The 22,592-nt window shown below is 72.1% G+C and carries 24 protein-coding genes; 14 read left to right on the forward strand and 10 right to left on the reverse strand.

Going from position 1 to position 22,592, the window contains the following annotated elements:
• The first annotated feature begins 219 nt into the window (after nt 1-219).
• Nucleotides 220-654: a hypothetical protein gene (locus ACIPUC_RS31400; RefSeq protein WP_446593768.1), complete on the forward strand. Its 435-nt coding sequence runs from the start codon at nt 220-222 to the stop codon at nt 652-654.
• Between the two features lie 7 nt (nt 655-661).
• Here ACIPUC_RS31400 and ACIPUC_RS31405 read toward each other — a convergent pair whose 3' ends face one another.
• On the reverse strand, nt 662-1,348 hold the full coding sequence (locus tag ACIPUC_RS31405) for a FadR/GntR family transcriptional regulator (protein ID WP_446593769.1): 687 nt from the start codon (nt 1,346-1,348) through the stop codon (nt 662-664).
• A gap of 57 nt (nt 1,349-1,405) precedes the next feature.
• Here ACIPUC_RS31405 and ACIPUC_RS31410 point away from each other — a divergent pair, with 57 nt between their 5' ends.
• From ACIPUC_RS31410 to ACIPUC_RS31425, 4 genes are all read left to right on the forward strand, one after another.
• Nucleotides 1,406-2,731: a CynX/NimT family MFS transporter gene (locus ACIPUC_RS31410; protein WP_446593770.1), complete on the forward strand. Its 1,326-nt coding sequence runs from the start codon at nt 1,406-1,408 to the stop codon at nt 2,729-2,731.
• Nucleotides 2,732-2,736: 5 nt separating this feature from the next.
• Entirely contained in the window at nt 2,737-2,856 is a 120-nt protein-coding gene (locus tag ACIPUC_RS31415) for an SGM_5486 family transporter-associated protein (RefSeq protein WP_446593771.1), read from the forward strand.
• A gap of 141 nt (nt 2,857-2,997) precedes the next feature.
• On the forward strand, nt 2,998-3,225 hold the full coding sequence (locus ACIPUC_RS31420) for a hypothetical protein (protein WP_446593772.1): 228 nt from the start codon (nt 2,998-3,000) through the stop codon (nt 3,223-3,225).
• Between the two features lie 99 nt (nt 3,226-3,324).
• Nucleotides 3,325-3,846 carry a SixA phosphatase family protein gene (locus ACIPUC_RS31425; RefSeq protein WP_446593773.1) on the forward strand — a complete coding sequence of 174 codons (522 nt, stop codon included), beginning with the start codon at nt 3,325-3,327 and terminating at the stop codon, nt 3,844-3,846.
• 82 nt (nt 3,847-3,928) lie between these two features.
• Here ACIPUC_RS31425 and serB read toward each other — a convergent pair whose 3' ends face one another.
• Together serB and ACIPUC_RS31435 are read right to left on the reverse strand one after the other, a co-directional pair.
• Entirely contained in the window at nt 3,929-5,128 is a 1,200-nt protein-coding gene (gene serB, locus ACIPUC_RS31430) for a phosphoserine phosphatase SerB (RefSeq protein ID WP_446593774.1), read from the reverse strand.
• Nucleotides 5,129-5,289: 161 nt separating this feature from the next.
• Nucleotides 5,290-6,852 (reverse strand): streptophobe family protein, encoded by a 1,563-nt coding sequence (locus ACIPUC_RS31435; protein WP_446593775.1) that lies wholly within the window; start codon nt 6,850-6,852, stop codon nt 5,290-5,292.
• A 220-nt stretch (nt 6,853-7,072) separates the two neighbouring features.
• On the opposite strand from ACIPUC_RS31435, the gene ACIPUC_RS31440 reads away from it, so the two are divergent.
• Nucleotides 7,073-9,589 carry an FHA domain-containing protein gene (locus ACIPUC_RS31440; protein ID WP_446593776.1) on the forward strand — a complete coding sequence of 839 codons (2,517 nt, stop codon included), beginning with the start codon at nt 7,073-7,075 and terminating at the stop codon, nt 9,587-9,589.
• A gap of 106 nt (nt 9,590-9,695) precedes the next feature.
• Here ACIPUC_RS31440 and ACIPUC_RS31445 read toward each other — a convergent pair whose 3' ends face one another.
• The 3 genes from ACIPUC_RS31445 to ACIPUC_RS31455 all read right to left on the reverse strand — a co-directional run bounded on the left by ACIPUC_RS31445 (nt 9,696) and on the right by ACIPUC_RS31455 (nt 12,550).
• Nucleotides 9,696-10,382 (reverse strand): transglycosylase SLT domain-containing protein, encoded by a 687-nt coding sequence (locus ACIPUC_RS31445; protein WP_446593777.1) that lies wholly within the window; start codon nt 10,380-10,382, stop codon nt 9,696-9,698.
• Nucleotides 10,383-10,691: 309 nt separating this feature from the next.
• Nucleotides 10,692-11,837 (reverse strand): S-adenosylmethionine:tRNA ribosyltransferase-isomerase, encoded by a 1,146-nt coding sequence (locus ACIPUC_RS31450; RefSeq protein WP_446593778.1) that lies wholly within the window; start codon nt 11,835-11,837, stop codon nt 10,692-10,694.
• A complete protein-coding gene (locus tag ACIPUC_RS31455; protein WP_446593799.1) occupies nt 11,834-12,550 on the reverse strand; it encodes an SDR family NAD(P)-dependent oxidoreductase in 717 nt (238 codons plus the stop codon). Before ACIPUC_RS31455 ends, ACIPUC_RS31450 begins: the two co-directional genes overlap by 4 nt.
• A gap of 157 nt (nt 12,551-12,707) precedes the next feature.
• Between ACIPUC_RS31455 and ACIPUC_RS31460 the strand changes: the two genes are divergently transcribed.
• The 3 genes from ACIPUC_RS31460 (at nt 12,708) to ACIPUC_RS31470 (ending at nt 14,896) form a co-directional block, all read left to right on the forward strand.
• On the forward strand, nt 12,708-13,853 hold the full coding sequence (locus ACIPUC_RS31460; RefSeq protein WP_446593779.1) for a GAF domain-containing sensor histidine kinase: 1,146 nt from the start codon (nt 12,708-12,710) through the stop codon (nt 13,851-13,853).
• The gene (locus ACIPUC_RS31465) at nt 13,846-14,502 is read left to right on the forward strand and encodes a response regulator (RefSeq protein WP_446593780.1); all 657 of its coding nucleotides are present in this window, start codon (nt 13,846-13,848) and stop codon (nt 14,500-14,502) included. The genes ACIPUC_RS31460 and ACIPUC_RS31465 overlap by 8 nt, the downstream gene beginning before the upstream one ends.
• 148 nt (nt 14,503-14,650) lie before the next feature.
• Nucleotides 14,651-14,896 carry a chaplin gene (locus ACIPUC_RS31470; RefSeq protein WP_446593800.1) on the forward strand — a complete coding sequence of 82 codons (246 nt, stop codon included), beginning with the start codon at nt 14,651-14,653 and terminating at the stop codon, nt 14,894-14,896.
• A 142-nt stretch (nt 14,897-15,038) separates the two neighbouring features.
• On the opposite strand, the gene ACIPUC_RS31475 is transcribed toward ACIPUC_RS31470, so the two are convergent.
• Nucleotides 15,039-15,827: a hypothetical protein gene (locus ACIPUC_RS31475; RefSeq protein ID WP_446593781.1), complete on the reverse strand. Its 789-nt coding sequence runs from the start codon at nt 15,825-15,827 to the stop codon at nt 15,039-15,041.
• 135 nt (nt 15,828-15,962) lie between these two features.
• Between ACIPUC_RS31475 and ACIPUC_RS31480 the strand changes: the two genes are divergently transcribed.
• The 4 genes from ACIPUC_RS31480 to ACIPUC_RS31495 all read left to right on the forward strand — a co-directional run bounded on the left by ACIPUC_RS31480 (nt 15,963) and on the right by ACIPUC_RS31495 (nt 19,209).
• Nucleotides 15,963-16,757 (forward strand): ABC transporter ATP-binding protein, encoded by a 795-nt coding sequence (locus tag ACIPUC_RS31480; protein WP_446593782.1) that lies wholly within the window; start codon nt 15,963-15,965, stop codon nt 16,755-16,757.
• An 83-nt stretch (nt 16,758-16,840) separates the two neighbouring features.
• A complete protein-coding gene (locus tag ACIPUC_RS31485; RefSeq protein ID WP_446593783.1) occupies nt 16,841-17,269 on the forward strand; it encodes an NfeD family protein in 429 nt (142 codons plus the stop codon).
• A gap of 84 nt (nt 17,270-17,353) precedes the next feature.
• The gene (locus ACIPUC_RS31490; RefSeq protein ID WP_446593784.1) at nt 17,354-18,334 is read left to right on the forward strand and encodes an SPFH domain-containing protein; all 981 of its coding nucleotides are present in this window, start codon (nt 17,354-17,356) and stop codon (nt 18,332-18,334) included.
• Between the two features lie 104 nt (nt 18,335-18,438).
• Nucleotides 18,439-19,209: a sulfite exporter TauE/SafE family protein gene (locus tag ACIPUC_RS31495; protein ID WP_446593801.1), complete on the forward strand. Its 771-nt coding sequence runs from the start codon at nt 18,439-18,441 to the stop codon at nt 19,207-19,209.
• A gap of 36 nt (nt 19,210-19,245) precedes the next feature.
• Here ACIPUC_RS31495 and ACIPUC_RS31500 read toward each other — a convergent pair whose 3' ends face one another.
• The 3 genes from ACIPUC_RS31500 to ACIPUC_RS31510 all read right to left on the reverse strand — a co-directional run bounded on the left by ACIPUC_RS31500 (nt 19,246) and on the right by ACIPUC_RS31510 (nt 21,279).
• Entirely contained in the window at nt 19,246-19,773 is a 528-nt protein-coding gene (locus ACIPUC_RS31500; protein ID WP_446593785.1) for an HNH endonuclease, read from the reverse strand.
• Nucleotides 19,774-19,922: 149 nt separating this feature from the next.
• On the reverse strand, nt 19,923-20,456 hold the full coding sequence (locus ACIPUC_RS31505; RefSeq protein ID WP_446593786.1) for a YbhB/YbcL family Raf kinase inhibitor-like protein: 534 nt from the start codon (nt 20,454-20,456) through the stop codon (nt 19,923-19,925).
• 40 nt (nt 20,457-20,496) lie between these two features.
• Complete coding sequence (locus ACIPUC_RS31510; RefSeq protein WP_446593787.1) at nt 20,497-21,279, reverse strand: sporulation protein; 783 nt, start codon at nt 21,277-21,279, stop codon at nt 20,497-20,499.
• Nucleotides 21,280-21,376: 97 nt separating this feature from the next.
• Between ACIPUC_RS31510 and ACIPUC_RS31515 the strand changes: the two genes are divergently transcribed.
• A complete protein-coding gene (locus ACIPUC_RS31515) occupies nt 21,377-22,018 on the forward strand; it encodes a DNA-3-methyladenine glycosylase (RefSeq protein WP_446593788.1) in 642 nt (213 codons plus the stop codon).
• Nucleotides 22,019-22,592: the final 574 nt, after the last annotated feature.

The following is a 22,592-nucleotide window of genomic DNA, read 5'->3' on the forward strand; positions in this document are numbered from 1 at the left end:
GGGGGGGCGGCGGCCGGGGGGGGGGGGCGGGCGCCCCCCCCCCCCCCCGGGGGGGGGCCCCCCCCCCCCCCCGGGGCGGGCCCCCCCGCCGCCGTTTTCCCGCGTTCGATCGGATGTTCACCGGCTGATCGGATCTTCCCGAGTCGAAAACCGGGACAGATGCCTGCAAACTGGCCGAGTCGGGATCTTCCCGGCTGGCGGCGGGGAGGAGGTACGGGATTGCGCGCGAGACCGAGCGGAGCCGTATCGCTGCTGGTCACCTCGGTGATCCTGACCGCACTGCTGGGCCCCGGCGCCGTCGCGCAGCAGGCCGCGCCCGACGAGCCCGTGTCCGGCCCCGAGGCCGTCGCCCCGGCCGCCGTGGACCTCTCCGAGATCCCCGCCGAGCCGCCCGTGCAACCCGCGCGGACCCCGGCCCGGGACCTCTTCGGCGCCGACTGCGACACCGAGATCAGCGGCTCGCAGGTGACGGCGTACTGCCACAACGCCTACCCGGAGACCGACCTGGTGCGGCTGCACGTCGAGTGCGACCGCTGGTGGGACGTGGACGGCGACGGCGCCCCCGTGGCCGTCGGCCCGGCCGGGCGCGTCGAGCTCGTCAGCCGCTGCTGGAAGGAGGTCCGCTCGGCCTGGGTCAGCCACCAGCGGCCGTGAACGGAGCTCAGCCGGTGCCGGCCGCGCCGCTGCCGAGGCAGGCGAACGGATAGCCCGCCGCCTCGGAGGCGGCCGTGTCCCCGTCCCCCCGCCGGATCGCCTCGATCAGCCGGGCGTGGTCCAGGTGCGCGGAAGGGTGCAGCTCGGGACCCACATCCGTGCGCAGCCAGTCCGCGACCAGATCCCCGAGGTCCGCGTACAGCCCGATCAGCACGTCGTTGTGCGAGGCCGCGACCACCGCCATGTGCAGGCTCACGTCCGCCGCCACGAACACCTCCGCGTCCCCGCCCGCCCAGGCCTCCTCGCGCCGCGCGAGCAGCGCGTCCAGCTGCACGAGGTCCCGCTCGGTCCGCCGCTCCGCCGCCAGCCGGGCCGCCGAGGACTCCAGGGTCGAGCGCAGCTCCGCGATGTGCCGCGGGTCGGCCCCGGCGAAGCGGCGGTGCATCACGCCGGCCAGCTCGCTGGTGGCGAGGACGTACGTGCCCGAGCCCTGCCGGATGTCGAGCAAACCGTTGTGCGCCAGCGCCCGGACGGCCTCGCGCACGGTGTTGCGGGCGACGCCGAGCAGCTCCACCAGCTCCGGCTCGGTGGGGATGCGGGAGCCCACCGGCCACTCGCCGGAAGTGATCTGGTTCCGCAACTGGGCGATCACCTGGTCCACGAGCGCGGAGCGCCGGGGTGAGGTCAGCGGCATGGGTTCCTCTCGATGGCGACTGGACAACCAATCATCCCATGATTCTATGATGGTTGAATGTTCGACGACGAAATCAAGATCCTCGACCGTCCCGCCGGGGGCCACAAGCCCGGGCGGCGGCGGGCCGCCGCCCTCACCACCCCGCGCGCCCCGGCGCAGCCGGCCTGGCTCGGCCCGGTCCTCATCGTCGGCATCGTGCTCGCCGCCCTCAACCTGAGGCCCGCCATCACCAGCCTCGGCGCCCTCTTCGAGGAGACCCGCACGGGCCTGGGCATGAGCGGCACCGTCGCCGGACTGATCACCTCCGTCCCCGCCCTCTGCTTCGCCGTCTTCGGCGTCACCGCGCCCCGGCTCTCCCGCCGCTTCGGCCCGGCCGCCGTGATCTGCGCCGGCATGGCCGCCGTCGCCGCGGGCCTGCTGATCCGCCCCTTCGCCGACAGCGCCGCCGCCTTCCTCGCCGCCAGCGCCCTGTCCCTGGCCGGCATAGCCCTGACCAACGTCCTGCTCCCGGTCATCGTCAAGCGCTACTTCCCGGACCGGGTCGGCACCATGACCGGCCTGTACTCCATGGCACTGGCCGCCGGCACCTCGCTCGCCGCCGCCGCGACCGTCCCGCTGACCGAGGCGCTCGGCGACAGCTGGCGCACCGGCCTGCTGATGTGGGCCCTGCTCGCGGTGGCCGCCGTACTGCCCTGGCTGCCCATCGCCCGCGCCTCCCGGCGGGCCGCACGGGCCGAACGGGCTGCGGCCGCCGGCTCCGCCGGAGGGGCCGGCGTACGGGCCGACACCGGCCCCCGGATCGTCCGCAGCCGCACCGCCTGGGCCCTGGCCTGCTACTTCGGCCTCCAGGCCACCGGCGCGTACATCACCATGGGCTGGCTCCCGCAGATCTTCCGCGACGCCGGGGTCTCCGCCTCCACCGCCGGAGTGCTGCTCGCCGTCACCATGGTCATGGGCGTCCCGCTCGCCTTCGTCATCCCGGGCCTCGCCGGCCGGATGAAGAACCAGGGCCTCCTGGCCGCCGTCCTCGGCCTCTTCGGCCTCACCGGCTACCTCGGGCTCTACCTCGCCCCCGCCGCCGGCGCCTGGGCCTGGGCGCTCCTGCTCGGCGTCTCCAACTGCGCCTTTCCCCTGGTCATCACCCTGATCGGGCTGCGCGCCAAGTCCCCGGCCGGCGTCGTCAAGCTCTCCGCCTTCGCCCAGAGCACCGGCTACCTCATCTCCATCCCCGGCCCCCTGGTCATCGGCACGCTCTACCAGCACAGCGGGGGATGGGAGCTGCCGCTGGCCCTCATGGCCGGACTGCTCGTCCCGCAGATCGCCCTGGGCATCCTGGCCGGCCGGGACCGCACGATCGAGGACGAATGCGGCATGCGAGACTGACCGGCATGTCGCCCGTACTCGAACCCAACCCCCAGAACGGCCACAAGAAGCTCGGCCTCGTGCTCGGCGCGATGCTCGCCGTGTCCGTGATCATCGCCGTCATCGCGACGATCGCCTCACCCTGACAGCCGGGTGGGGATAACCCCCCCACCCCTAGGGGGCCAGGGTCAGGGTGAACTGGGGTGTGACCCGGATGGGAACCGCTCCTTCGAATCCATAGATTCGAAGGAGCGAGCCAGTCCCGTCGGCACCCCCCGGAGGCGGCCATGTCGGCCCCCACGCACACCCGCACCCTCCCGCCCGCCGCCCGAGCCGCGGCCGGCGCCCGGCACGGGGCCGACGCCCGCCTGCACTGGTGGGCGCTGGCCCTGCCCGCGCTCGCCTTCGGCCTGCTCCTGCTCCTCCTCGCCGGATCCGGCGAGGCCCACGCCGCCGCGGGCGAGGCCACCGGACTGCTCCACGTCACCCAGCAGCTGCTGCGCGCCGTCGGCTGACCGGGCGTGCGCCGGGGTGCGCGGGGCCGTGCCCCACCACCGGGTACGGGCCCTCAACACCCTGCGCCCCGTGGCCCGTTTCATGCGAAGCTGGGAGCCATGAGCGCCGACACAACCCGCAGGATCGCCCTCCTCCGGCACGCCAAGGCCGACTGGCCGCAGGTGTCCGACCACGACCGCCCGCTGGCGGAACGCGGCCGCGCGGAGGCGGCGGCCGTCGGTCTGAAGCTGGCCGAAACCGGCATCACCTTCGACCTGGCCCTCTGCTCCACCGCCGCCCGCACCCGCGAGACCTGGAAGGTCGCCGTCCAGGAGCTGCCGCACCGGCCGAAGACCCACTACGAAGAGCGGCTCTACGAGGCCTCGCCGGGCGAGCTCATCGCCCTGCTGAACGAGACCCCCGACGAGGTCCACCACCTCCTGCTCATCGGGCACAACCCCGGCATGCACGCCCTCGCCGACGTCCTGTCCAGCCGCGCGCAGGACGACTCCCTGGAGCGGATGACGCGTACCGGCTTCCCGACCGGGGCGCTCGCCGTCGTCTCCTTCACCGGCCCGTGGAAGTCCCTGGAACCCGGCGCGGGCACCCTGCTCGACTTCTGGTCCCCCAAGGAGCACTGACCGGGGCAGCACGTACGGGAGGGCCCCGGCAGCCGAATGCGCCGCCGGGGCCCTCCCGCGTCGTACGGACAGGAGCAGGGCCTCAGGCCAGGTCGGCGGCCTCGATCTCCTCGCGGGTGATCCCCAGCAGGTACAGCACCGCGTCCAGGAACGGCACGTTCACCGCCGTGTGCGCGGCCTCGCGGACCACCGGCTTGGCGTTGAAGGCCACGCCCAGCCCGGCCGCGTTCAGCATGTCCAGGTCGTTCGCGCCGTCGCCGATGGCCACCGTCTGGGACAGCGGCACCTCGGCCTCCGCGGCGAAGCGGCGCAGCAGCCGGGCCTTGCCCGCCCGGTCCACGATCTCGCCGGTCACCCGGCCGGTCAGCTTCCCGTCGACGATCTCCAGGGTGTTGGCGGAGGCGAAGTCCAGCCCCAGCCGCTCCCGCAGATCGTCCGTCACCTGGGTGAAACCGCCGGAGACCACGCCCACCTGGTAGCCGAGCCGCTTGAGCGTGCGGATCAGCGTCCGGGCGCCCGGGGTCAGCTGCACCTCGGCGCGGACCTTGTCCACGACGGAGGCGTCCAGCCCCGCCAGCAGCGCCACCCGGGCGTGCAGCGACTGCTCGAAGTCGAGCTCGCCGCGCATGGCCCGCTCGGTGACCTCGGCCACCTCGGCCTCGCATCCGGCGTGCGCGGCGAACAGCTCGATGACCTCGTCCTGGATCAGGGTCGAGTCCACGTCCATGACGACCAGGCGCTGGGCCCGGCGGTGCAGCCCGGCCGACACGACGGCCACGTCCACGCCGATGTGCGCGGCCGCCAGGGCCAGCGCGGTGCGCAGCGGCTCGGTCTCGCAGCCGGAGACGGCGAATTCCACGGCCGTCACCGGGTACTTGGCGAGCCGGAAGATACGGTCGATATTGCCGCCGGTCGCGGTGATCTTGGCCGCTATGGCCGCCGTGGACTCGGCGGTGAGGGGGTGCCCGAGCACGGTGACGTGGGACCGGCCGCTGCCGCGCGGACGGTTGTCACCGGTGCCGGAGAGGATCTCGGCCTGGAGCTTGAGCGATTCGGCCCAGCTGTGGACGGTGGCCCGCAGCTCGCCTTCGGTGCCGGCGGTCGGCTTGGTGACGAGGGCGCACAGGACGATGCGGCCACGGGTGACGACCTGCTCGATGTCGACGACGTCGACGGAGTAGGCGGCGAGGGTGTCGAACAGCCCGGCGGTGATCCCGGGACGGTCCTTGCCGAAGATCTTGACGAGGAGGGTGGGGACGTCGGAGGTCTGCGATGCGCTCATGGTGCTCTCACCGTATCTTCCCGTCCCGCAGGACAGGACCCCCGTCCCACCTCTTGAACGCGCCGCACTCCTTCTCGACGCGCCGTGTCCCGGCAGAGCCCGGGGAACGGTGGAAGGGCGGGGCGGGGAGCGGCTCCGCGCAGCGGCCCCCGTGCCGACGGTCACCGCGGCTTCGGCGGCCCCGGCGGCTTCGGCGGCGGTGGTGCCCCCGGTGGGGGAGGCGGCGTGAAGGGCGGGCGCCGGGGCGGCTTCGGTGGCGGGGGCGGCCTCGGCGGGATGCCGGTGACCGTCACGTCCCAGGAGCCGTCCGGATCCGGATCCGGGTACGGGTGGACCCGGCCGGGCGGCGGCCCCTGGCCGTACGAGGCCGCCGGCGCCTGGGGCTCGGGCCACCGCGGCCCCGGCACCGGGCCCCGGCGCGGCTCGGGCCACGCCGGGCGGGCGGCCGGGTCAGAGACGGGCCCCGGCCCCGGCACGGGGCGGCGGCGGCCCAGCAGGGCCCCGAGGGCGCCGGCCGCCGCGCCCCAGACGGCGCCCAGCGCCAGGGCCGGCGGGACGGCCCCCCGCAGCTCCACACCGGCGTCCACCGCGTCCACCCCCAGCACCGCGAGGGAGGCATCCGCCGACAGCGCCGTCAGCCACACCAGCGCCGCCAGCGCCACCCCGGTCACGGCCGACAGCCGCGCCGCACGCCCGGCGATCCCGCACCCCCGAGTCCGTACGGCGGCCAGCACGCCCGCGTAGAGCAGCAGCAGCCCGGCCCCCGCCACCAGCAGCCACACCCGCCCGTCGTACTCCGCGAGCCGCGCCACCGTCACCGGCTCCCGCGCGGAGCCCGTCAGCAGCTCGTCCAGCGGATCCGGCAGCAGCCGGGCCGGCGCGCCGGTGACCCGGCCGGCCAGCGGGACGAACAGGCCCAGCAGCACCCCCGCCCAGGCGCCGTTCGGCGCGCCCAGCAGGGCCGCGCCCAGCACCCGCCCGGGATGCTCGTCGCCCAGCGCCGCCCACACCGCCGCCGCCAGTCCGGCCGCCACGGCCACCAGCAGCATCGCCACCACCGCCGAGGCGGCCGGCCGCCACCGGGCGAGGGCCGCGGGCCCGCGCCGCGAGACCAGCAGCGCCACCGCGAGTACCACCGCGGCCCACACCCCCGCGGCCCGAAGGGTCGGCTCGGGCTCCACCGAGAACCCCATCCGGGCCCGCGTCTCGATCAGGTCCCCGATGCGGTCCGGGAGCAGCCCGCCGATGTCCCCGATCCCCGGCACCTCGACCCGGGCCGGAGCCGTCGGCAGCACGGCCCCGTCGAGGGTGACCACGTCGTGCCCGGCCCACGCCGCCACCCCCACCGCGGCGACGAACAGCGCCACGACCACCGCCGCCCGCGCCGGGAGTTCACCGGCGGGCGCGCCCGCCCGCAGCGAGCGCAGGAACAGGTGGGCCAGCACCAGGGCTCCGGCCAGCGCCACCCCCAACGGCATGATGTCCAGCGAGGCTTCGGCGCCCGCCCCGCCCGCCCCGAAGACCGACACGTCCCCCGAGGGGGTCACGGTGCCGCCCACGGCCAGGACCACCACGGCCGCGGCCATCGCCGCCAGCGAGCCCCCCGCCGCGTCGGCGCCCAACAGGTGCAGCCCGAGCGCGGCGACCACGGCCATCGCCAGCAGCGACCAGCCCGCGGCGGCGATGCCGGACATCAGGACGTCTCCCCAACGGATGCGGCGCATGAGCGGCTCCCCGAGGTGTGCCGAGCGGGACCGCCGGGCGAGAAGTCCCCTATCTCACTCTCCGGGTGACTTTCGCCCCCGTCAACGGGCAGGCGTAGACGCCTCTACGAGGCCCCGATTCCACATGTGGCCGCAGGCCTGAAATAGTTCCCCCGGATGTTCGCCATCCCTAGACTCCCTGACGTCATGGGGGATCTCGGGGGACTTAAGTGGGGCTGGAGTGCCGGAACTCGTACTGGAATTGAATGGAAGGACCTGGACGCTCGATCCGTCCAGGTCGTACTCGCTGGGGCGCGACCCCCAGGGAGACATCGCGATCGATGACGCCCGGGTGTCGTGGCGACACGCCACCATCAGCTGGAACGGCCGTGGTTGGGGCATCGAGGACCACGGCAGCACCAACGGCACCTACGTGCACGGCGCCCGGGTGCAGCAGGCCGAGCTCGTGCCGGGCACGCCGGTACACCTGGGCAACGCCACCGACGGCCCGCGGCTGAATCCCGTCGCCGCCGCGGCGCCCCAACCGGCCGTGGCCCAACAGGCCCAGGCTCAGGCCCAGGCCTACGCACAGCCGCAGGCGCCGGCCTACCAGGCCCCGCAGGCGCAGCCCCAGCAGCAGCACTGGGAGCAGCAGCCTCAGCAGCCGCACCTGCCGCACCAGCAGGGCGGCGGCCCCGCCGCGGCCCGCCCGGCGCAGGCGGCCGCCCCCCACCACGGGGGCGACCGCAGCCCGACGACGTTCCACCAGTTCTCGCTGGGGCACGTCATGCGGATCGGCCGTGCGCTGGAGAACGAACTGGTGGTCTCCGACCTCCAGGTCTCCCGCCACCACGCCGAGTTCCGCTCCATGCCCGGCGGCCGCTTCGAGATCCACGACCTCGGCAGCCACAACGGCACCTACGTCAACGGCCAGCCGCTGCCCAAGTCCGGCACCGTGCTGCTCGGCCCGAACGACATCGTCGGCGTCGGCCACTCGACGTTCCGGATCGTCGGTGACCGCCTCGAGGAGTTCGTCGACACCGGTGAGGTCTCCTTCTCGGCCCGCCACCTGACGGTCACCGTCGACGGCGGCAAGCAGATCCTCAAGGACGTCACCTTCGGCGTCCCGGAGAAGTCGCTGATCGGCGTCATCGGCCCGTCCGGCTCCGGAAAGTCGACCCTGCTCAAGGCGCTGACCGGCTACCGGCCCGCCGACCAGGGTGACGTCCTCTACGACAACCGCAACCTGTACAAGCAGTTCGCGGAGCTCCGCCAGCGCATCGGCCTGGTCCCGCAGGACGACATCCTGCACAAGGAGCTGAAGGTCAGCACCGCGCTGAAGTACGCGGCCAAGCTGCGCTTCCCCGGCGACACCGCCGAGTCCGAGCGCGAGGCCCGCATCAACGAGGTGCTGCGCGAGCTCAAGCTCGACATCCACAAGGACAAGAAGATCACCTCGCTCTCGGGTGGTCAGCGCAAGCGCGTGTCCGTGGCCCTGGAGCTGCTCACCAAGCCGTCGCTGATCTTCCTGGACGAGCCGACCTCCGGCCTCGACCCGGGCATGGACCGCGACGTCATGCAGCTGCTGCGCGGGCTCGCCGACGACGGCCGCACGGTCCTCGTCGTCACGCACTCGGTCGCCGAGCTGTCGCTCTGCGACAAGCTGCTGGTCATGGCCCCGGGCGGTTCGGTCGCGTACTTCGGCCCGCCGGACGAGGCGCTGAACTTCTTCGGCTACAGCACGTGGGCGGACGTCTTCTCGTCCTTCGAGAACTACCGCGACTACGACTGGGCGGGGCGCTGGAAGGGCTCCCAGCACTACCAGCTGTACGCCGCCGACCTCGACTCCGTCGCGCCGCAGTCGGTCGCCATGCCGCCGGCCCAGCAGATGCACCCGACGAAGCCGCAGGGCTGGGGCTCGCAGCTGTGGACGCTGATCCGCCGCTACGTGTCCGTGATCGTGTCGGACAAGGGCTTCCTCGCACTGATGGTGCTCCTGCCCGCCGTCCTGGGCGTGGTCTCCACGGTGATCCCCGCGAAGTTCGGCCTCGCACCGCCGGTCGCGCCGTCCCGCTTCAACGGCGACGCCGGCACGATCATGCTGATCCTCGCGGTCGGCATGTGCTTCTCCGGCGCCGCGAACTCGGTCCGCGAGCTGATCAAGGAACGCGTGATCTACGAGCGTGAGCGCGCGACCGGCCTGTACCGGTCCGCGTACCTCATGTCGAAGGTGATCGTCCTCGGCGTCATCACGGCCATCCAGGGCGTGATCATCTGCGCGATCGGCTTCTTCCCGCGCGATCTGCCCACCGAGGGCCTGATCATGCCGCCGGCCGTCGAGATCTGCCTGTCGGTCATCGCGCTCGGCTTCACCTCGATGATGTTCGGCCTGGTGATCTCCTCGCTGGTGAAGACCGCCGAGAAGACCATGCCGCTGCTGGTCATGTTCGCGATCGTCCAGGTCGTCTTCACCGGCATCCTCTTCCAGGTGTACGACTCCCCGGGCCTGGAGCAGTTCGCCTGGCTGATGCCGTCCCGCTGGGCCATCGCCGCCGCCGGCACCACGCTGAACCTCGGCACGCTCATGCCGCCGTGGGACGCCGAGAACCCGACCAACACCGACCCGCTCTGGGACGCCACGGTCGGCCAGTGGAGCCTGAACATCACCATCCTGCTGCTCATCGGCATCGCCTGCGGCTTCGCGGTGCAGCGTCTGCTGCGCCGCCACGAGCCCGAGGTCATGCGCGCCGGCAAGTAGTCCGCGCGTCCGCGCGTCCTTCGTACGCGCACAAACGCCTGAGGGCGGCCCCCGGAGTACCGGGTGCCGCCCTCAGGCGCATGGGGGTGTCGATGCCGTCGGCGTCCTAGTAGGCGCTGTTGACGTTGTCCATCGAGCCGTAGCGGTCGGCCGCGTAGTTGCAGGCGGCGACGATGTTGGCGACCGGGTCGTACTGGTCGAACTTGGTGCCCTTGACGTGGTACGCCTTGAAGGTCGGCAGGATGACCTGGAGCAGACCCTTGCTGGGGATGCCGTTCTGGGCGTTGATGTCCCAGTTGTTGATCGCCATCGGGTTGCCGCTGGACTCACGCATGATGTTGCGGTGGATACCGGCGTAGGAGCCCGGAATGCCTTCCTTCTTCATGATGAAGAGGGCTTCCTTGATCCAGCCGTCCAGGTTGTTCGCGAAGACGGGGGTGCGGGCGGCGGACCGGCTCGCGGCCTCCTTCTGCTCGCGCGCCTTCTTCGCGGCGGCCTCGGCCTCGGCCTTGGCCTTCGCGGCGGCCTCGGCCTTCGCCTTGGCCGCGTCCTTCGCCGCCTTGTCGGCGACGACCTGCTGCACGGAGAGGTGCTGCTGCACGGCGTTCGCCTGGGCGCCGTCGACGACCTGGGTCCAGGCGACGGGCGCGGCGGCGACCGTCTCGGCCTCGGCCGCGTCGGCCGGAACCAGGGAGAAGGCGAGCGCGGCGGCACTGAACGTGGCGACGCCGGCAATGGACAGCTTGTGTGCCTTCGTCAGACGACTGTGACCGGGAGTGCTGGAAGCAGACATGGCGGGGCAACCTCTTCGAATCGCGGGAGCCGCAGGAAGGCGCCGCCAGGATCCGGGGATCCGCGGCGCTGTGCGGCGAGAGCAATTCTTAGCGGCGGCAAAAACTTGTGGCAAAGGTGTGACGTACGATCCCGCTTAGTGGATCAGGGCCGGGCGCCGAGGCCCGATTTCCGGCCCCGGCGCTACGCGCGCCCGTGCTGACAGGGTCTTTACCCGTCCACTAGGGAGCTTAGTAAGTGATGTGGGTCCTATGCGCGGGCTCACATCGAGCACGTAACGGTCTCACCGTGCGTTGCGCAAGCAATTCACTCAGTGACCGGTCTCATCCCTGAGTAGCAGATGGACGTCCCCGAACTCGTGCCAAAGGCAGAGCCGGGCCACCGCCTCCGCATACCCCAGCCGTACGGCGGCACGCCCGGCGACGGCCTCCAGCATCAGCAGATGGGACGCCTCGGGCTCGTGCAGCCCGGTCAGCAGACCGTCCACCACCCGCACCCCGCGCTCCGGCGTCACCACCAGATCCGTCCAGCCGCGGGCCGGACGGACCCGCCCCTCCGCGTCCGCGGCCGACTCCAGGGCCCGCACCGCCGTCGTCCCCACAGCGATCACCCGCCCGCCCGCCGCCCGGCCGCCGCCCCCGGCCGAGGCGCTGCGCGCCGCCCCTGCCCGCCGCGCGGCCCGTGCCGCGTTCACCAGCGACGCCGTGGCCGCGGGCACCTCGTACCGCTCCGGGTACGGCGGTTCGTGCGCTTCCTGCGAGGCCACCCCCGTGTGCAGGGTCACCGGGGCGATCTGCACCCCCCTGCCCGCCAGCCGCGCCACCAGCTCCGCCGTGAAGGGCCGGGCGGCGCTCGGCATCTCCGCCGACCCCGCCCCGTCGGCCCGCGGCACCGCGAACACCGTCTGGTAGGCCGACACCGGCTGGTCCCGCTCGGTGTACGCGTACCGGATGGGCCGCCCGTGCGCCCCGAGCAGGCCCGCGATGTCATCCGTCGAGGGCCGCGCCCACCACAGCCGGTCCGCCCCCGCGGACAGGGGCTCCTCCAGTACGAGGGCGTGCCCGCCCGGCAGCCGTACGAGGGCCCCCGCAGGCCCCCCGGCACGCGGCCGGGTCGTCCCCCCGCCGGCCGGGTCCCGCAGCTCCACCGCCCAGCGCCGGTCGTCCCCCCGGGTCGAGAAGTGCACCACCACGCCCTCGCGGCCCAGCCGGCCGTCCACGGCCGCCGCCAGAGTGGCCGACGTGTTCACCACCAGTACGTCCCCGGCCCGCAGCAGCCCCGGCAGCTCCCGGAAGGCGTGCAGGGACACCTCCTCGCTCCCCCGGGAGACCAGCAGCCGTACGGAGTCCCGGCCCAGCCCCGGCCCGCGCTGCTCGGCCGGCACCCGGGCCACGAGGTCAGGCGGAATGTCCCTTATATGTAGTCCCTTCTCCGGTGGCGCCGACGGCCCGCTCACCGCTCGCCGTCCGTCCGGCCCGCCGCGAGGCCATCGGCCGTGTAGCGCCCGCTCGGCAGCCGCTCCGCCACCAGCCGCAGCAGCACCGGCGCCACCTCCTCCGGTGCGGGCAGCCCCGCCAGGTCCTCGCCGGGCTCGGCCGCCGCCATCATCCGCGTCCGCATCGAACCGGGGTCCGCCCACCAGACCCGCAGCCCCGGCTCCTCCACCGCCAGCACGCCCGACATCAGATCCCCCGCCGCCTTGGTCGCCCCGTACGCCCCCCACGTCGCGTACGCCACCACCGCCGCGTCCGAGCTGATGTTCAGCACCGCCCCCGCCTCCGAGGCCCGCAGCAGCGGCAGCCCCTCCTGGAGCAGCCCCAGCGGCCCCACCACGTTGACCTCGAAGGCCTCGCGCAGCCCGTCCAGCGGATGGACCGCCAGCGGCACCAACGGCTCCGCCCCCAGCACCCCGGCGTTGTTCACCAGCAGGTCCAGCCCGCCCAGCTCCCGCGCGGCCGCCACCAGCGCCGCCCGGTGCTCCGCCGAGGACACGTCCCCCGCCACCGCCCTGACCCGCACCCCGGCCGCCTGCTCCAGCTCGGCAGCGGCCTCCTTCAGCGCCCCCGCGCCCCGCGCGCTCAGCACCAGGTCCCAGCCGCGCGCCGCCAGCTCCCCGGCCAGCGCCCGCCCCAGTCCCCTCGACGCCCCCGTCACCATCGCGACCGACATGACCGCACCCCTCGCCTCGTTCTGGATCAGCAGATGCCCCCAACCTAGGAACCGGGCCCCCGCCGCCGCGTCGGCCGCGAGCCCCACCCGTACCGGTTCCTTGGACCTACGTCCGCGGCCCGATCCCGCAGGTCACACCCCCGAGTACGGTGAGCGCATGCAGACCGGACCCCCCAGCGGCCTGGCAGCCGTCAGCACCGCACTCCTCGCCATGAGCCGCCGCCTCGAGGTCCGCGACGTCCTGCGCACGATCGTCGTGTCGGCCCGCGAGCTCCTGGACGCCGAGTACGCGGCCCTGGGCGTTCCGGACGACCACGGCGGCTTCGCCCAGTTCGTCGTGGACGGCATCAGCGCCGAACAGTGGCGCCGCATCGGCCCGCTGCCCCGCCAGCACGGCATCCTCGCCGCGATGCTCCACCAGGACGGCCCCGAGCGGCTGGCCGACGTACGCAAGGACCCGCGCTTCGAGGGCTGGCCGGCCGCCCACCCCGAGATGTCCGACTTCCTCGGCCTGCCCGTCCGGGACGGCGAGGAGACCCTCGGCTGCCTCTTCCTCGCCAACAAGCGCGGCGCCCCCGGCGCCCGCCGCGGTTTCACCGACGAGGACGAGGAACTCCTCTCCCTCCTCGCCCAGCACGCGGCGATCGCGCTCACCAACGCCCGGCTCTACGAGCGCAGCCGCGAGCTCACCATCGCCGAGGAGCGCTCCCGGCTCGCCCACGAGCTGCACGACGCCGTCAGCCAGAAGCTCTTCTCGCTCCGCCTCACCGCCCAGGCCGCCGCCGCCCTCGTGGACCGCGACCCGGCCCGCGCCAAGGACGAGCTCCAGCAGGTGGCCGCCCTGGCCGCGGAGGCCGCCGACGAGCTGCGCGCCGCCGTCACCGAGCTGCGCCCGGCCGCGCTGGACGAAGACGGCCTGATCGCCACCCTGCGCACCCAGGTCCAGGTGCTCGACCGCGCCCACACCGCGCACGTCACCTTCACCTGTGACGGAGTACGGGCGCTGCCCGCGACCCAGGAGGAGGCACTCCTGCGGGTGGCCCAGGAAGCCCTCCACAACGCCCTGCGCCACTCGGGCGCCGACCGCGTCGAGGTGACCCTGGCCAGGAGCCCCGCCGGGGGAGCGGTCCTCGAGGTCGTCGACTCCGGCAAGGGCTTCGACCCCCACACCGTCCGCAGCGCGGGCCGCCACCTGGGCCTGGTCTCCATGCGGGACCGGGCGAGCGGCGTCGGCGGCCGGCTCACCGTGCACTCGGCGCCCGGCAAGGGCACCACGATCGAAATGGAGGTTCCCGGTGGCTGACGGCGCAGGCCGAAGCGGCATCCGCGTCCTGCTGGTCGACGACCACCAGGTGGTCCGCCGGGGGCTGCGCACCTTCCTGGAGGTCCAGGAGGACATAGAGGTGGTCGGCGAGGCCGCCGACGGCGAGGAGGGCATCGCCCGCGCCGAGGAGCTGCGGCCCGACGTGATCCTCATGGACGTCAAGATGCCGGGCACCGACGGCATCGAGGCGCTGCGCAGGCTGCGCGAGCTGGCGAACCCGGCGCGGGTGCTGATCGTCACCAGCTTCACGGAGCAGCGCACCGTGGTCCCCGCCCTGCGGGCCGGCGCGGCGGGATACGTATACAAGGACATCGACCCCGACGCCCTGGCCGGCGCCATCCGCTCCGTCCACGCCGGACACGTGCTCCTCCAGCCGGAGGTGGCGGAGGTACTGCTCGCCCAGGAGGGCCAGAGCCCCGCCGCGGGCCGGCCGGGCTCGCTGACCGACCGCGAGCGCGAGGTCCTGGGGCTCGTCGCGGACGGCCGCTCCAACCGGGAGATCGCCCGCGCGCTCGTCCTGTCCGAGAAGACGGTCAAGACGCACGTCTCGAACATCCTGATGAAACTGGACCTCTCCGACCGGACCCAGGCCGCGTTGTGGGCGGTCAGGCACGGACTCGCCGAATGAGCGGCGAATATCGGATCGTCTCGTTCCGGACTGAGATTCATACGGTCGGGTGTATGTAGCCCACATGGCGTATCCCGATCGCCGGCTGACCGTTTTCCATGGCGTGCCGCGACGGCTGGTCGCGGCAGACGTACTGGAGGACGAGAACGTGAAGAACATCAAGAAGGCCGCAGCCGTCACCATGATCGCGGGCGGCCTCATCGCCGCCGGCGCGGGTGTCTCGGCGGCGCACGGCGGTGCGTCGGCGGAGGGCGAGGCCCTGAACTCGCCCGGCGTGGCCTCCGGGAACCTGCTCCAGGTCCCGGTCCACGTCCCCGTGAACGCGGTCGGCAACACCGCCACCGTGATCGGCCTGCTCAACGGCGTCTGGGGCAACACGGGCGTCAACGCCTGACACCCCTTCTCCACGCGCCCCTCGCGCCATTCGGCGCCGGGGCAGCCTCACGGCCCCGCTTCCCCCCTCTCCCCGGGAAGCGGGGCCGCAGTGGTGAGAGACCGGGCCGGGCAGAAATCAGCCCCGCCGGCGACCCGGCGGCCTAGCGACCCCGCTCCCGCTCCTCAACGGCCGCGTTGTACGCCGCGACCAGCGCCCGCCGGGCCACCCGTTCCACCGGACGCAGCGCCTCGGCCCGCGCCGCCATCTCCGAGGCGGCCACCGCGCCCCCGTGCCCCTTCTCGTACGCCAGCGAGACCATCAGGTCCACCCGCTGCGCCAGCGCCAGCACCCGTACCGCCCGCGACGGGTACCCCGGCGCCAGCATCTCCTGGCCGGATGCCTCCGCCCGCGCCCGGTACGCCGACAGCGCGGCGTCCGCGACCGGCCCCGACCCCGCCACGTCCAGCCGGGTCAGCACCACGGCCGCCTCGCGCAGTGCCTCCGCCAGCTCCCGCTCCGCCTCGCCGAGCGAGGGCACGTCCGCCGGCGGCGCCTCCCGTACCGGCAGGCAGTGCCAGGTCACCGACACGTGCACGTCACCCGCCGGCCCGGCCTCGGCCACCTCCGGCACCAGGCCCAGCGCAGCGCCCACGCACACCACCGCCTCCTCCGCGTCCAGCGCCCGCGCGTTGAACTCCGCCGGACCGCTCAGCCCCAGCGGATGACCCGGCGCCGGCAGTGCCACCCGCAGCCCGGTCACCCCCAGCGCCCGCAGCCGTCCCAGCGCCAGCGTGAGCCCGACCGGACCCGGCTCCCCCGGCAGCCCCGCCACCCGGTGCACGGCGTCCTCGGCCACGATCGACAACACGGCCTCGTCGGGCGAAACCAGACCGGCCAGCAGAGCGTTCCCCCAGGCGGCCAGCCGCCCTGAACGCGGTTCGAAAAGCATCCCCCAACTCTACGGACCCGCCCCCCGGCCCGGCCCCGGCCCCGGACCCCTTCCCGAGTGGCGTAGGTTTTCCCCTGGGGCTGCGCCTACAGGCGGCACAGACGAACCGACACTGCAAGGGGAGACAACGCGCTCATGAGCGATGTTCTGGAACTGGTGGACGTATCCGTGGTCCGCGAGGGCCGGGCTCTGGTGGACCAGGTCTCCTGGTCGGTGAAGGAGGGGGAGCGCTGGGTGATCCTCGGCCCCAACGGCGCCGGCAAGACCACGCTGCTGAACCTCGCCTCCAGCTACCTCTTCCCCACCAAGGGCGCCGCCTCCATCCTCGGCAGCACCCTCGGCAAGGTGGACGTCTTCGAGCTGCGCCCGCGCATCGGCGTCGCCGGCATCGCCATGGCCGACAAGCTGCCCAAGCGGCAGACCGTCCTGCAGACCGTCCTCACCGCCGCCTACGGCATGACGGCCACCTGGCAGGAGGAGTACGAGGACATCGACGAGCAGCGCGCCCGCGCCTTCCTCGACCGCCTCGGCATGACGGACTACCTCGACCGGAAGTTCGGCACGCTCTCCGAGGGCGAGCGCAAGCGCACGCTGATCGCCCGCGCCCTGATGACCGACCCCGAGCTGCTGCTCCTCGACGAGCCCGCCGCCGGCCTGGACCTCGGCGGCCGCGAGGACCTCGTACGCCGCCTCGGCCGGCTCGCCCGCGACCCGCTCGCGCCCTCCATGGTCATGGTCACGCACCACGTCGAGGAGATCGCCCCCGGCTTCACCCACGTCCTGATGATCCGCCAGGGCAAGGTCGTCACCGCGGGCCCGATCGACCTCGAACTCACCTCGCGCAACCTCTCGATCTGCTTCGGCCTCCCGCTGGTCGTCGAGCGCAACGGCAACGACCGCTGGACCGCGCAGGGTCTGCCCCTGGGCTAGTACCGCCCGCGCAGGCCCACATACACCGGAGTCCGGCCCACGCACCCTGTCCCGACCGCGCCCACCCGACCTACCATGACCATGTGGACATCGACGCATGGGTGTGGTGGCTCATCGGCGCGGTCGGACTGGGCATCCCCCTCGTCCTGACCGCCATGCCGGAGTTCGGCATGTTCGCCGCCGGCGCGGTCGCGGCCGCCGTCACGGCGGCCCTGGGCGGGGGAGTGGTGGCCCAAGTCCTGGTCTTCGCGGTCGTGTCGGTCGCGCTCATCGCCGTCGTACGGCCGATCGCCAACCGGCACCGCGACCAGCGGCCCCAACACCGCAGCGGCATCGACGCGTTGAAGGGCCGCAGCGCCGTCGTCCTCGAACGCGTCGACGGCAGCGGCGGCCGCATCAAGCTCGCCGGCGAGATCTGGTCGGCGCGCACCCTCGACGCGGACAGCAGCTTCGAACCCGGCCAGTCGGTCGACGTCGTGGAGATCGACGGGGCGACCGCCGTCGTCATGTGACAAGCAGCCTGCTCGCGGGCCCCGGGTCTGCGAGACTCCGTTCAACGGGGCAGCACAGACAGCCGGAAGGGCACGGGGAACCGCATGCAACCGATCATCATCGTCCTGATCATTCTGGTGGTTCTGGTCTTCATCGCACTGGTCAAGACGATCCAGGTGATCCCGCAGGCCAGCGCCGCCATCGTCGAGCGGTTCGGCCGCTACACCCGCACCCTCAACGCGGGCCTCAACATCGTCGTCCCGTTCATCGACTCGATCCGCAACCGGATCGACCTCCGCGAACAGGTCGTCCCCTTCCCGCCGCAGCCGGTGATCACCCAGGACAACCTGGTCGTCAACATCGACACCGTCATCTACTACCAGGTGACCGACGCCCGCGCCGCGACGTACGAAGTGGCCAGCTACATCCAGGCCATCGAGCAGCTCACCGTGACCACCCTGCGCAACATCATCGGTGGCATGGACCTGGAGCGGACCCTCACCTCCCGCGAGGAGATCAACGCCGCCCTGCGCGGGGTCCTCGACGAGGCCACCGGCAAGTGGGGCATCCGCGTCAACCGCGTCGAGCTGAAGGCCATCGAGCCGCCGACCTCCATCCAGGACTCGATGGAGAAGCAGATGCGCGCCGACCGCGACAAGCGCGCCGCCATCCTCCAGGCCGAAGGTGTCCGGCAGTCCGAGATCCTGCGCGCCGAGGGCGAGAAGCAGTCCTCCATCCTCCGCGCCGAGGGTGACGCCAAGGCCGCCGCCCTGCGCGCCGAGGGCGAGGCCCAGGCCATCCGTACGGTCTTCGAGTCCATCCACGCGGGCGACGCCGACCAGAAGCTCCTCGCCTACCAGTACCTCCAGATGCTCCCGAAGATCGCCGAAGGCGACGCCAACAAGCTCTGGATCGTGCCCAGCGAGATCGGAGACGCGCTCAAGGGCCTCTCGGGAGCCATGGGCAACTTCGGCCCGATGGGCGGAGGCTCTTCAGGCTTCAATCCGCAGAACTCGGGCAAGGACAACTCCGGTACGGCCGACAAGGGCAGCGCCGACCGCCGGGAACAGCCCCCCATCGACTGAACGGCCGTCCCCTCCTGCATGATCAGTGAGGCCCCTCGACCTTCATGGCGGGGAGGCGACTCACTCATGCAAAGGGGATGGCCCAGTCCATGTCCATGTTCTCGATGTCCGTCTGGGAATCACTCGCGGTCTTCGCCGCCGGCATCGGCGCCGGCACCATCAACACCATCGTCGGCTCCGGCACCCTGATCACCTTCCCGGTGCTGCTCGCCACCGGCCTGCCGCCGGTCACCGCCAACGTGTCCAACACCCTCGGCCTGGTGCCCGGTTCCATCAGCGGAGCCATCGGCTACCGCAAGGAGCTCCAGGGCCAGCGCGCCCGCATCCTGCGGCTCGGCGCCGTGTCCCTCGTGGGCGGAGTCGCGGGCGCCGTCCTGCTCCTGACTCTGCCGTCCGAGTCCTTCGACACGATCGTGCCCGTCCTCATCGGACTGGCCCTCGTGCTCGTCGTTCTCCAGCCCCGGCTCGCCGCAGCCCTGCGCCGCCGCCAGGAAGCCGCGGGCACCGACCCCGGCCACCCCGACGGCGGCCCCGTCCTGCTCTCCGGCATGCTGCTCTCCAGCGCCTACGGAGGCTACTTCGGGGCCGCCCAGGGCGTGCTCTACGTCGGCCTGATGGGCCTGCTGCTCCGCGAGGACCTGCAACGGATCAACGCCGTGAAGAACGTCATCGCGGCCATGGTGAACGGCATCGCGGCCGTCCTCTTCCTCTTCGTCGCCACCTTCGACTGGACGGCCGTCCTGCTCATCGCCGTCGGCTCCACCATCGGCGGCCAGATCGGGGCCAAGGTCGGCCGCCGCCTCTCGCCGACCGTGCTGCGCGGCGTCATCGTCACGGTCGGGATCCTCGCCATCGTCCAGCTGCTGGTCCGCTGAGCGACGTAGCAGAGTTACGTCGCCCAGCGAGTCCGCCTACGCGGCAGACGGGGCATACGAGGAAGCGGAGCGCTCCAGCCACTCCGGCAGGGCCTCCCGCCCCGCCACCCCCAGGGCCAGCAGCATGGCGTCCGCCGGCGACGGCACGAACGGCTTCCGGAGGAGCGGCATCCCCGCCTCCTCCGGAGTCCGCGCCGCCTTGCGGTGGTTGTCCTCGGCGCACGAGGCCACCGTGTTCAGCCAGGTGTCCCCACCCCCCTGCGCCCGCGGCAGCACGTGGTCCACGGTCGTCGCGCGCTTCCCGCAGTACGCGCACCGGTGCTGGTCCCGGACCAGCACCCCCCTCCGCGACCAGGGAGCGTGTCTTCGGAAGGGCACCCGGACGTACCTGCAGAGTCTGATCACACGGGGCATCGGAAGATCCATGGTGGCGGCGCGCACGCGCAGCTCGGGATGCGACTGTTCGACCACGGCCTTGTCCTGGAGCACCAGAACCACAGCGCGGTTCAGCGTCACCGTCGACAGCGGCTCGAAGCTCGCATTCAGCACCAGCGTGTCCCGCATCTCGCCCACCTCCCGTGTGCAGGCCCGCGACCACCCATATGGCCGGGCCCGCAACCACTCTGGCCGCGGGCGCCACGCGGGACAACGCAATAAAAATGCCCGGTCCGGGTCGTCTTTAGACCAGGACCGGGCAAACGCTCGGAGAACTGTCAGCCGGCGGGCGCCTCGTACTCACCGATCAGCTGGGCGCGCCCGAGCGTGTGGAAGCGCAGATTGAACCCGACGACGGCCGGAGAAGCGTCCCCGTCGGGACCCAGCTTCTCCTCGTCCACCGCGTACACGGTGAAGACGTACCGGTGCCGCTCCCCGGCCGGCGGGGCAGCCCCGCCGAAGTCCTTGGTCCCGTAGTCGTTCCGTACGTGCACGGCCCCGGCCGGCAGCCCCTCGAACTTCCCGCTGCCCGCCCCGGCCGGCAGCTCGGTGACCGAGACCGGCAGATCGAAGAGCACCCAGTGCCAGAACCCGCTGCCCGTGGGCGCGTCGGGGTCGAAGCACGTCACGGCGAAGCTCTTCGTCCCCTCCGGGAACCCCTCCCACCGCAGTTGTGGGGACACGTTCCCGCCCTCGAGCACCTGGGCGTCACCCAGATCGGCACCCGGTGCGACATCCGTACTGGTCACCGTGAAGGCGTGCACCTCCGGGTGGAAGTCGTGCGGTAGGGGCGCCCTGCTCTGCTCGGCCACTGCTGTACCTCCTGTATCGGATACGCGTACGGGGCCGAGCCTAGAACCAGTTGCGCTGTGAACCGACCGACGCGATCCACTGGTTGAGGTACGCCGCCCAGTCCGTCCCCTGGTACGACTGCAGCCCCACCTGGAAGCAGCGGTAGGTGTCACTGCCCTCGCTGAACAGCCCGGGCTTCTTGTCCATCTCCAGAATGACGTCCATCTCCCGGCCGTCCGAGACGAAGGTGAGCTCGACCTGGTTCAGCCCCCGGTACTGCGACGGCGGCAGGAACTCGATCTCCTGGTAGAAGGGCAGCGTCTGCCGCGTCCCGCGGATGTGCCCGCGCTCCATGTCCGCGCTGCGGAAGGAGAAGCCCAGCTGCCGGAAGGCGTCGAGGATCGCCTGCTGCGCCGGCACCGGGTGCACGTTGATCGGGTCGAGGTCGCCCGCGTCGACCGCACGCGCGATCTCCAGCTCGGTGCTCACCCCGATGTTCATCCCGTGCAGCTGCTGGCCCCCGAAGTGGGTGATCGGCGTCTCCCAGGGGATCTCCAGCCCGAAGGGCACCACGTGCACCGCGCCGGCCTGCACCTGGAACGCACCGCCGAGACGCTGCTTGGTGAAGACGACGTCCTGCTTGTACTCCTGGTCACCGCCCTCGACCTCGACCCGCGCCTGCAGCCCGACGGACAGCCCCTCGATCTGCTGCTCCACGGATCCGCCCTGGATCCGGACCTCGCCCTGGACGATCCCGCCCGGCACGACGTTCGGCTCCGTGATGACCGTGTCCACCGAGGCACCACCGGCACCCAGGCTCGCGAACAGCTTCTTGAACCCCATGCTCTGACTCCCCTTGAAGGCTTGTGCGACTACCCCTTACCAACGCGGAACCTTAGGCCCCGGTTGCAGGGGTACGCGTTCCAGTACGCTCGACCGGATGAGCGCGCGCCCCGACCGTACGCCCCTTCCCCGGTCCTTCTTCGACCGCCCGGTCCTCACCGTGGCCCCGGACCTCCTCGGCCGCACCCTGGTCCGCCGCAGCCCGGACGGACTCATCGAACTGCGCATCACGGAGGTCGAGGCGTACGAGGGCGAATCGGACCCGGGCTCCCACGCGTACCGCGGCCGCACGGCCCGCAACGCATCGATGTTCGGTCCGCCCGGACATGCGTACGTCTACTTCATCTACGGCATGTGGTTCAGCCTCAACCTGGTGTGCGGGCCCCCCGGCCACGCGAGCGGTGTGCTGCTGCGCGCGGGTGAGGTCACGGTGGGCGCCGACTTGGCAGCCAAACGCCGACTTTCCGCCAGATACCCGGGAGAATTCGCCAAAGGCCCGGCCCGGCTGGCCACCGCCCTGGACGTGGACCGCTCCCTCGACGGGACCGATCTCTGCGGCGGCCCCGATTCCCCCCTGTCCCTCCTTGGGGGCACCCCCACCTCGCCCGACCTGGTGAGCAGCGGCCCGCGTACCGGCGTGAGCGGCGCCGGCGCGGCCCATCCGTACCGCTTCTGGATCACCCACGACCCGACGGTGAGCCCGTACCGAGCCCACGCGCCACGCCGCCGCTCAACTTGACTCGGCCCTACCGGACGCCTAACGTAGCCCGAGCCGCTTGAACGGGGCACTGCCATCGGCAGACCTCCGGAGCGGCCAACCCACTACCTACGACGTACCCCTGGCGGGGTCTTCTTCGGCATGCCCGAATTTCTCCGCCGGCCACTCGATTATGAATGGCAAGGGAAAAGCGCTAACGTAGCGGAGCGCCGAAAGGCACAGACCCTCCAACGGTCACCGAATTCAAATCCAAACCGACTGCGACTTTCGAGAAGCAGGGCGAGGAAATGATCTGGTAAGGTTGGAAACACAGAACGAAAGCCCGGAGGAAAGCCCGAGAGGGTGAGTACAAAGGAAGCGTCCGTTCCTTGAGAACTCAACAGCGTGCCAAAAATCAACGCCAAAAGTTGATACCCCGTCCATTTCGGTGGATGAGGTTCCTTTGAAAAAGACCTGTGAGGCTTCCTTGTGGAGTGCTTGCAGGCAATTACACAGCGAGGACGCAGTGGACGGTCGGTCTTATTCCGACATGATCGTCCCGCTCTGCGTGTGTGTGCACCCGATTACGGGTAAACATTCATGGAGAGTTTGATCC

The sequence above is a fragment of the Streptomyces sp. LARHCF249 genome (assembly GCF_052871255.1).

Bases quoted from the DNA above. Each gene is read 5' to 3' on its own strand.
- ACIPUC_RS31460 (WP_446593779.1), top strand. From the start codon at position 12,708: ATGCAGACCGGACCCCCCAGCGGCCTGGCAGCCGTCAGCACCGCACTC.
- ACIPUC_RS31410 (WP_446593770.1), top strand. From the start codon at position 1,406: ATGTTCGACGACGAAATCAAGATCCTCGACCGTCCCGCCGGGGGCCAC.
- ACIPUC_RS31495 (WP_446593801.1), top strand. From the start codon at position 18,439: ATGTCCGTCTGGGAATCACTCGCGGTCTTCGCCGCCGGCATCGGCGCC.
- ACIPUC_RS31425 (WP_446593773.1), top strand. From the start codon at position 3,325: ATGAGCGCCGACACAACCCGCAGGATCGCCCTCCTCCGGCACGCCAAG.
- ACIPUC_RS31480 (WP_446593782.1), top strand. From the start codon at position 15,963: ATGAGCGATGTTCTGGAACTGGTGGACGTATCCGTGGTCCGCGAGGGC.
- ACIPUC_RS31420 (WP_446593772.1), top strand. From the start codon at position 2,998: ATGTCGGCCCCCACGCACACCCGCACCCTCCCGCCCGCCGCCCGAGCC.
- serB (WP_446593774.1), bottom strand. From the start codon at position 5,128: ATGAGCGCATCGCAGACCTCCGACGTCCCCACCCTCCTCGTCAAGATC.
- ACIPUC_RS31500 (WP_446593785.1), bottom strand. From the start codon at position 19,773: ATGCGGGACACGCTGGTGCTGAATGCGAGCTTCGAGCCGCTGTCGACG.
- ACIPUC_RS31415 (WP_446593771.1), top strand. From the start codon at position 2,737: ATGTCGCCCGTACTCGAACCCAACCCCCAGAACGGCCACAAGAAGCTC.
- ACIPUC_RS31475 (WP_446593781.1), bottom strand. From the start codon at position 15,827: ATGCTTTTCGAACCGCGTTCAGGGCGGCTGGCCGCCTGGGGGAACGCT.
- ACIPUC_RS31435 (WP_446593775.1), bottom strand. From the start codon at position 6,852: ATGCGCCGCATCCGTTGGGGAGACGTCCTGATGTCCGGCATCGCCGCC.
- ACIPUC_RS31445 (WP_446593777.1), bottom strand. From the start codon at position 10,382: ATGTCTGCTTCCAGCACTCCCGGTCACAGTCGTCTGACGAAGGCACAC.
- ACIPUC_RS31490 (WP_446593784.1), top strand. From the start codon at position 17,354: ATGCAACCGATCATCATCGTCCTGATCATTCTGGTGGTTCTGGTCTTC.
- ACIPUC_RS31455 (WP_446593799.1), bottom strand. From the start codon at position 12,550: ATGTCGGTCGCGATGGTGACGGGGGCGTCGAGGGGACTGGGGCGGGCG.
- ACIPUC_RS31405 (WP_446593769.1), bottom strand. From the start codon at position 1,348: ATGCCGCTGACCTCACCCCGGCGCTCCGCGCTCGTGGACCAGGTGATC.
- ACIPUC_RS31515 (WP_446593788.1), top strand. From the start codon at position 21,377: ATGAGCGCGCGCCCCGACCGTACGCCCCTTCCCCGGTCCTTCTTCGAC.
- ACIPUC_RS31510 (WP_446593787.1), bottom strand. From the start codon at position 21,279: ATGGGGTTCAAGAAGCTGTTCGCGAGCCTGGGTGCCGGTGGTGCCTCG.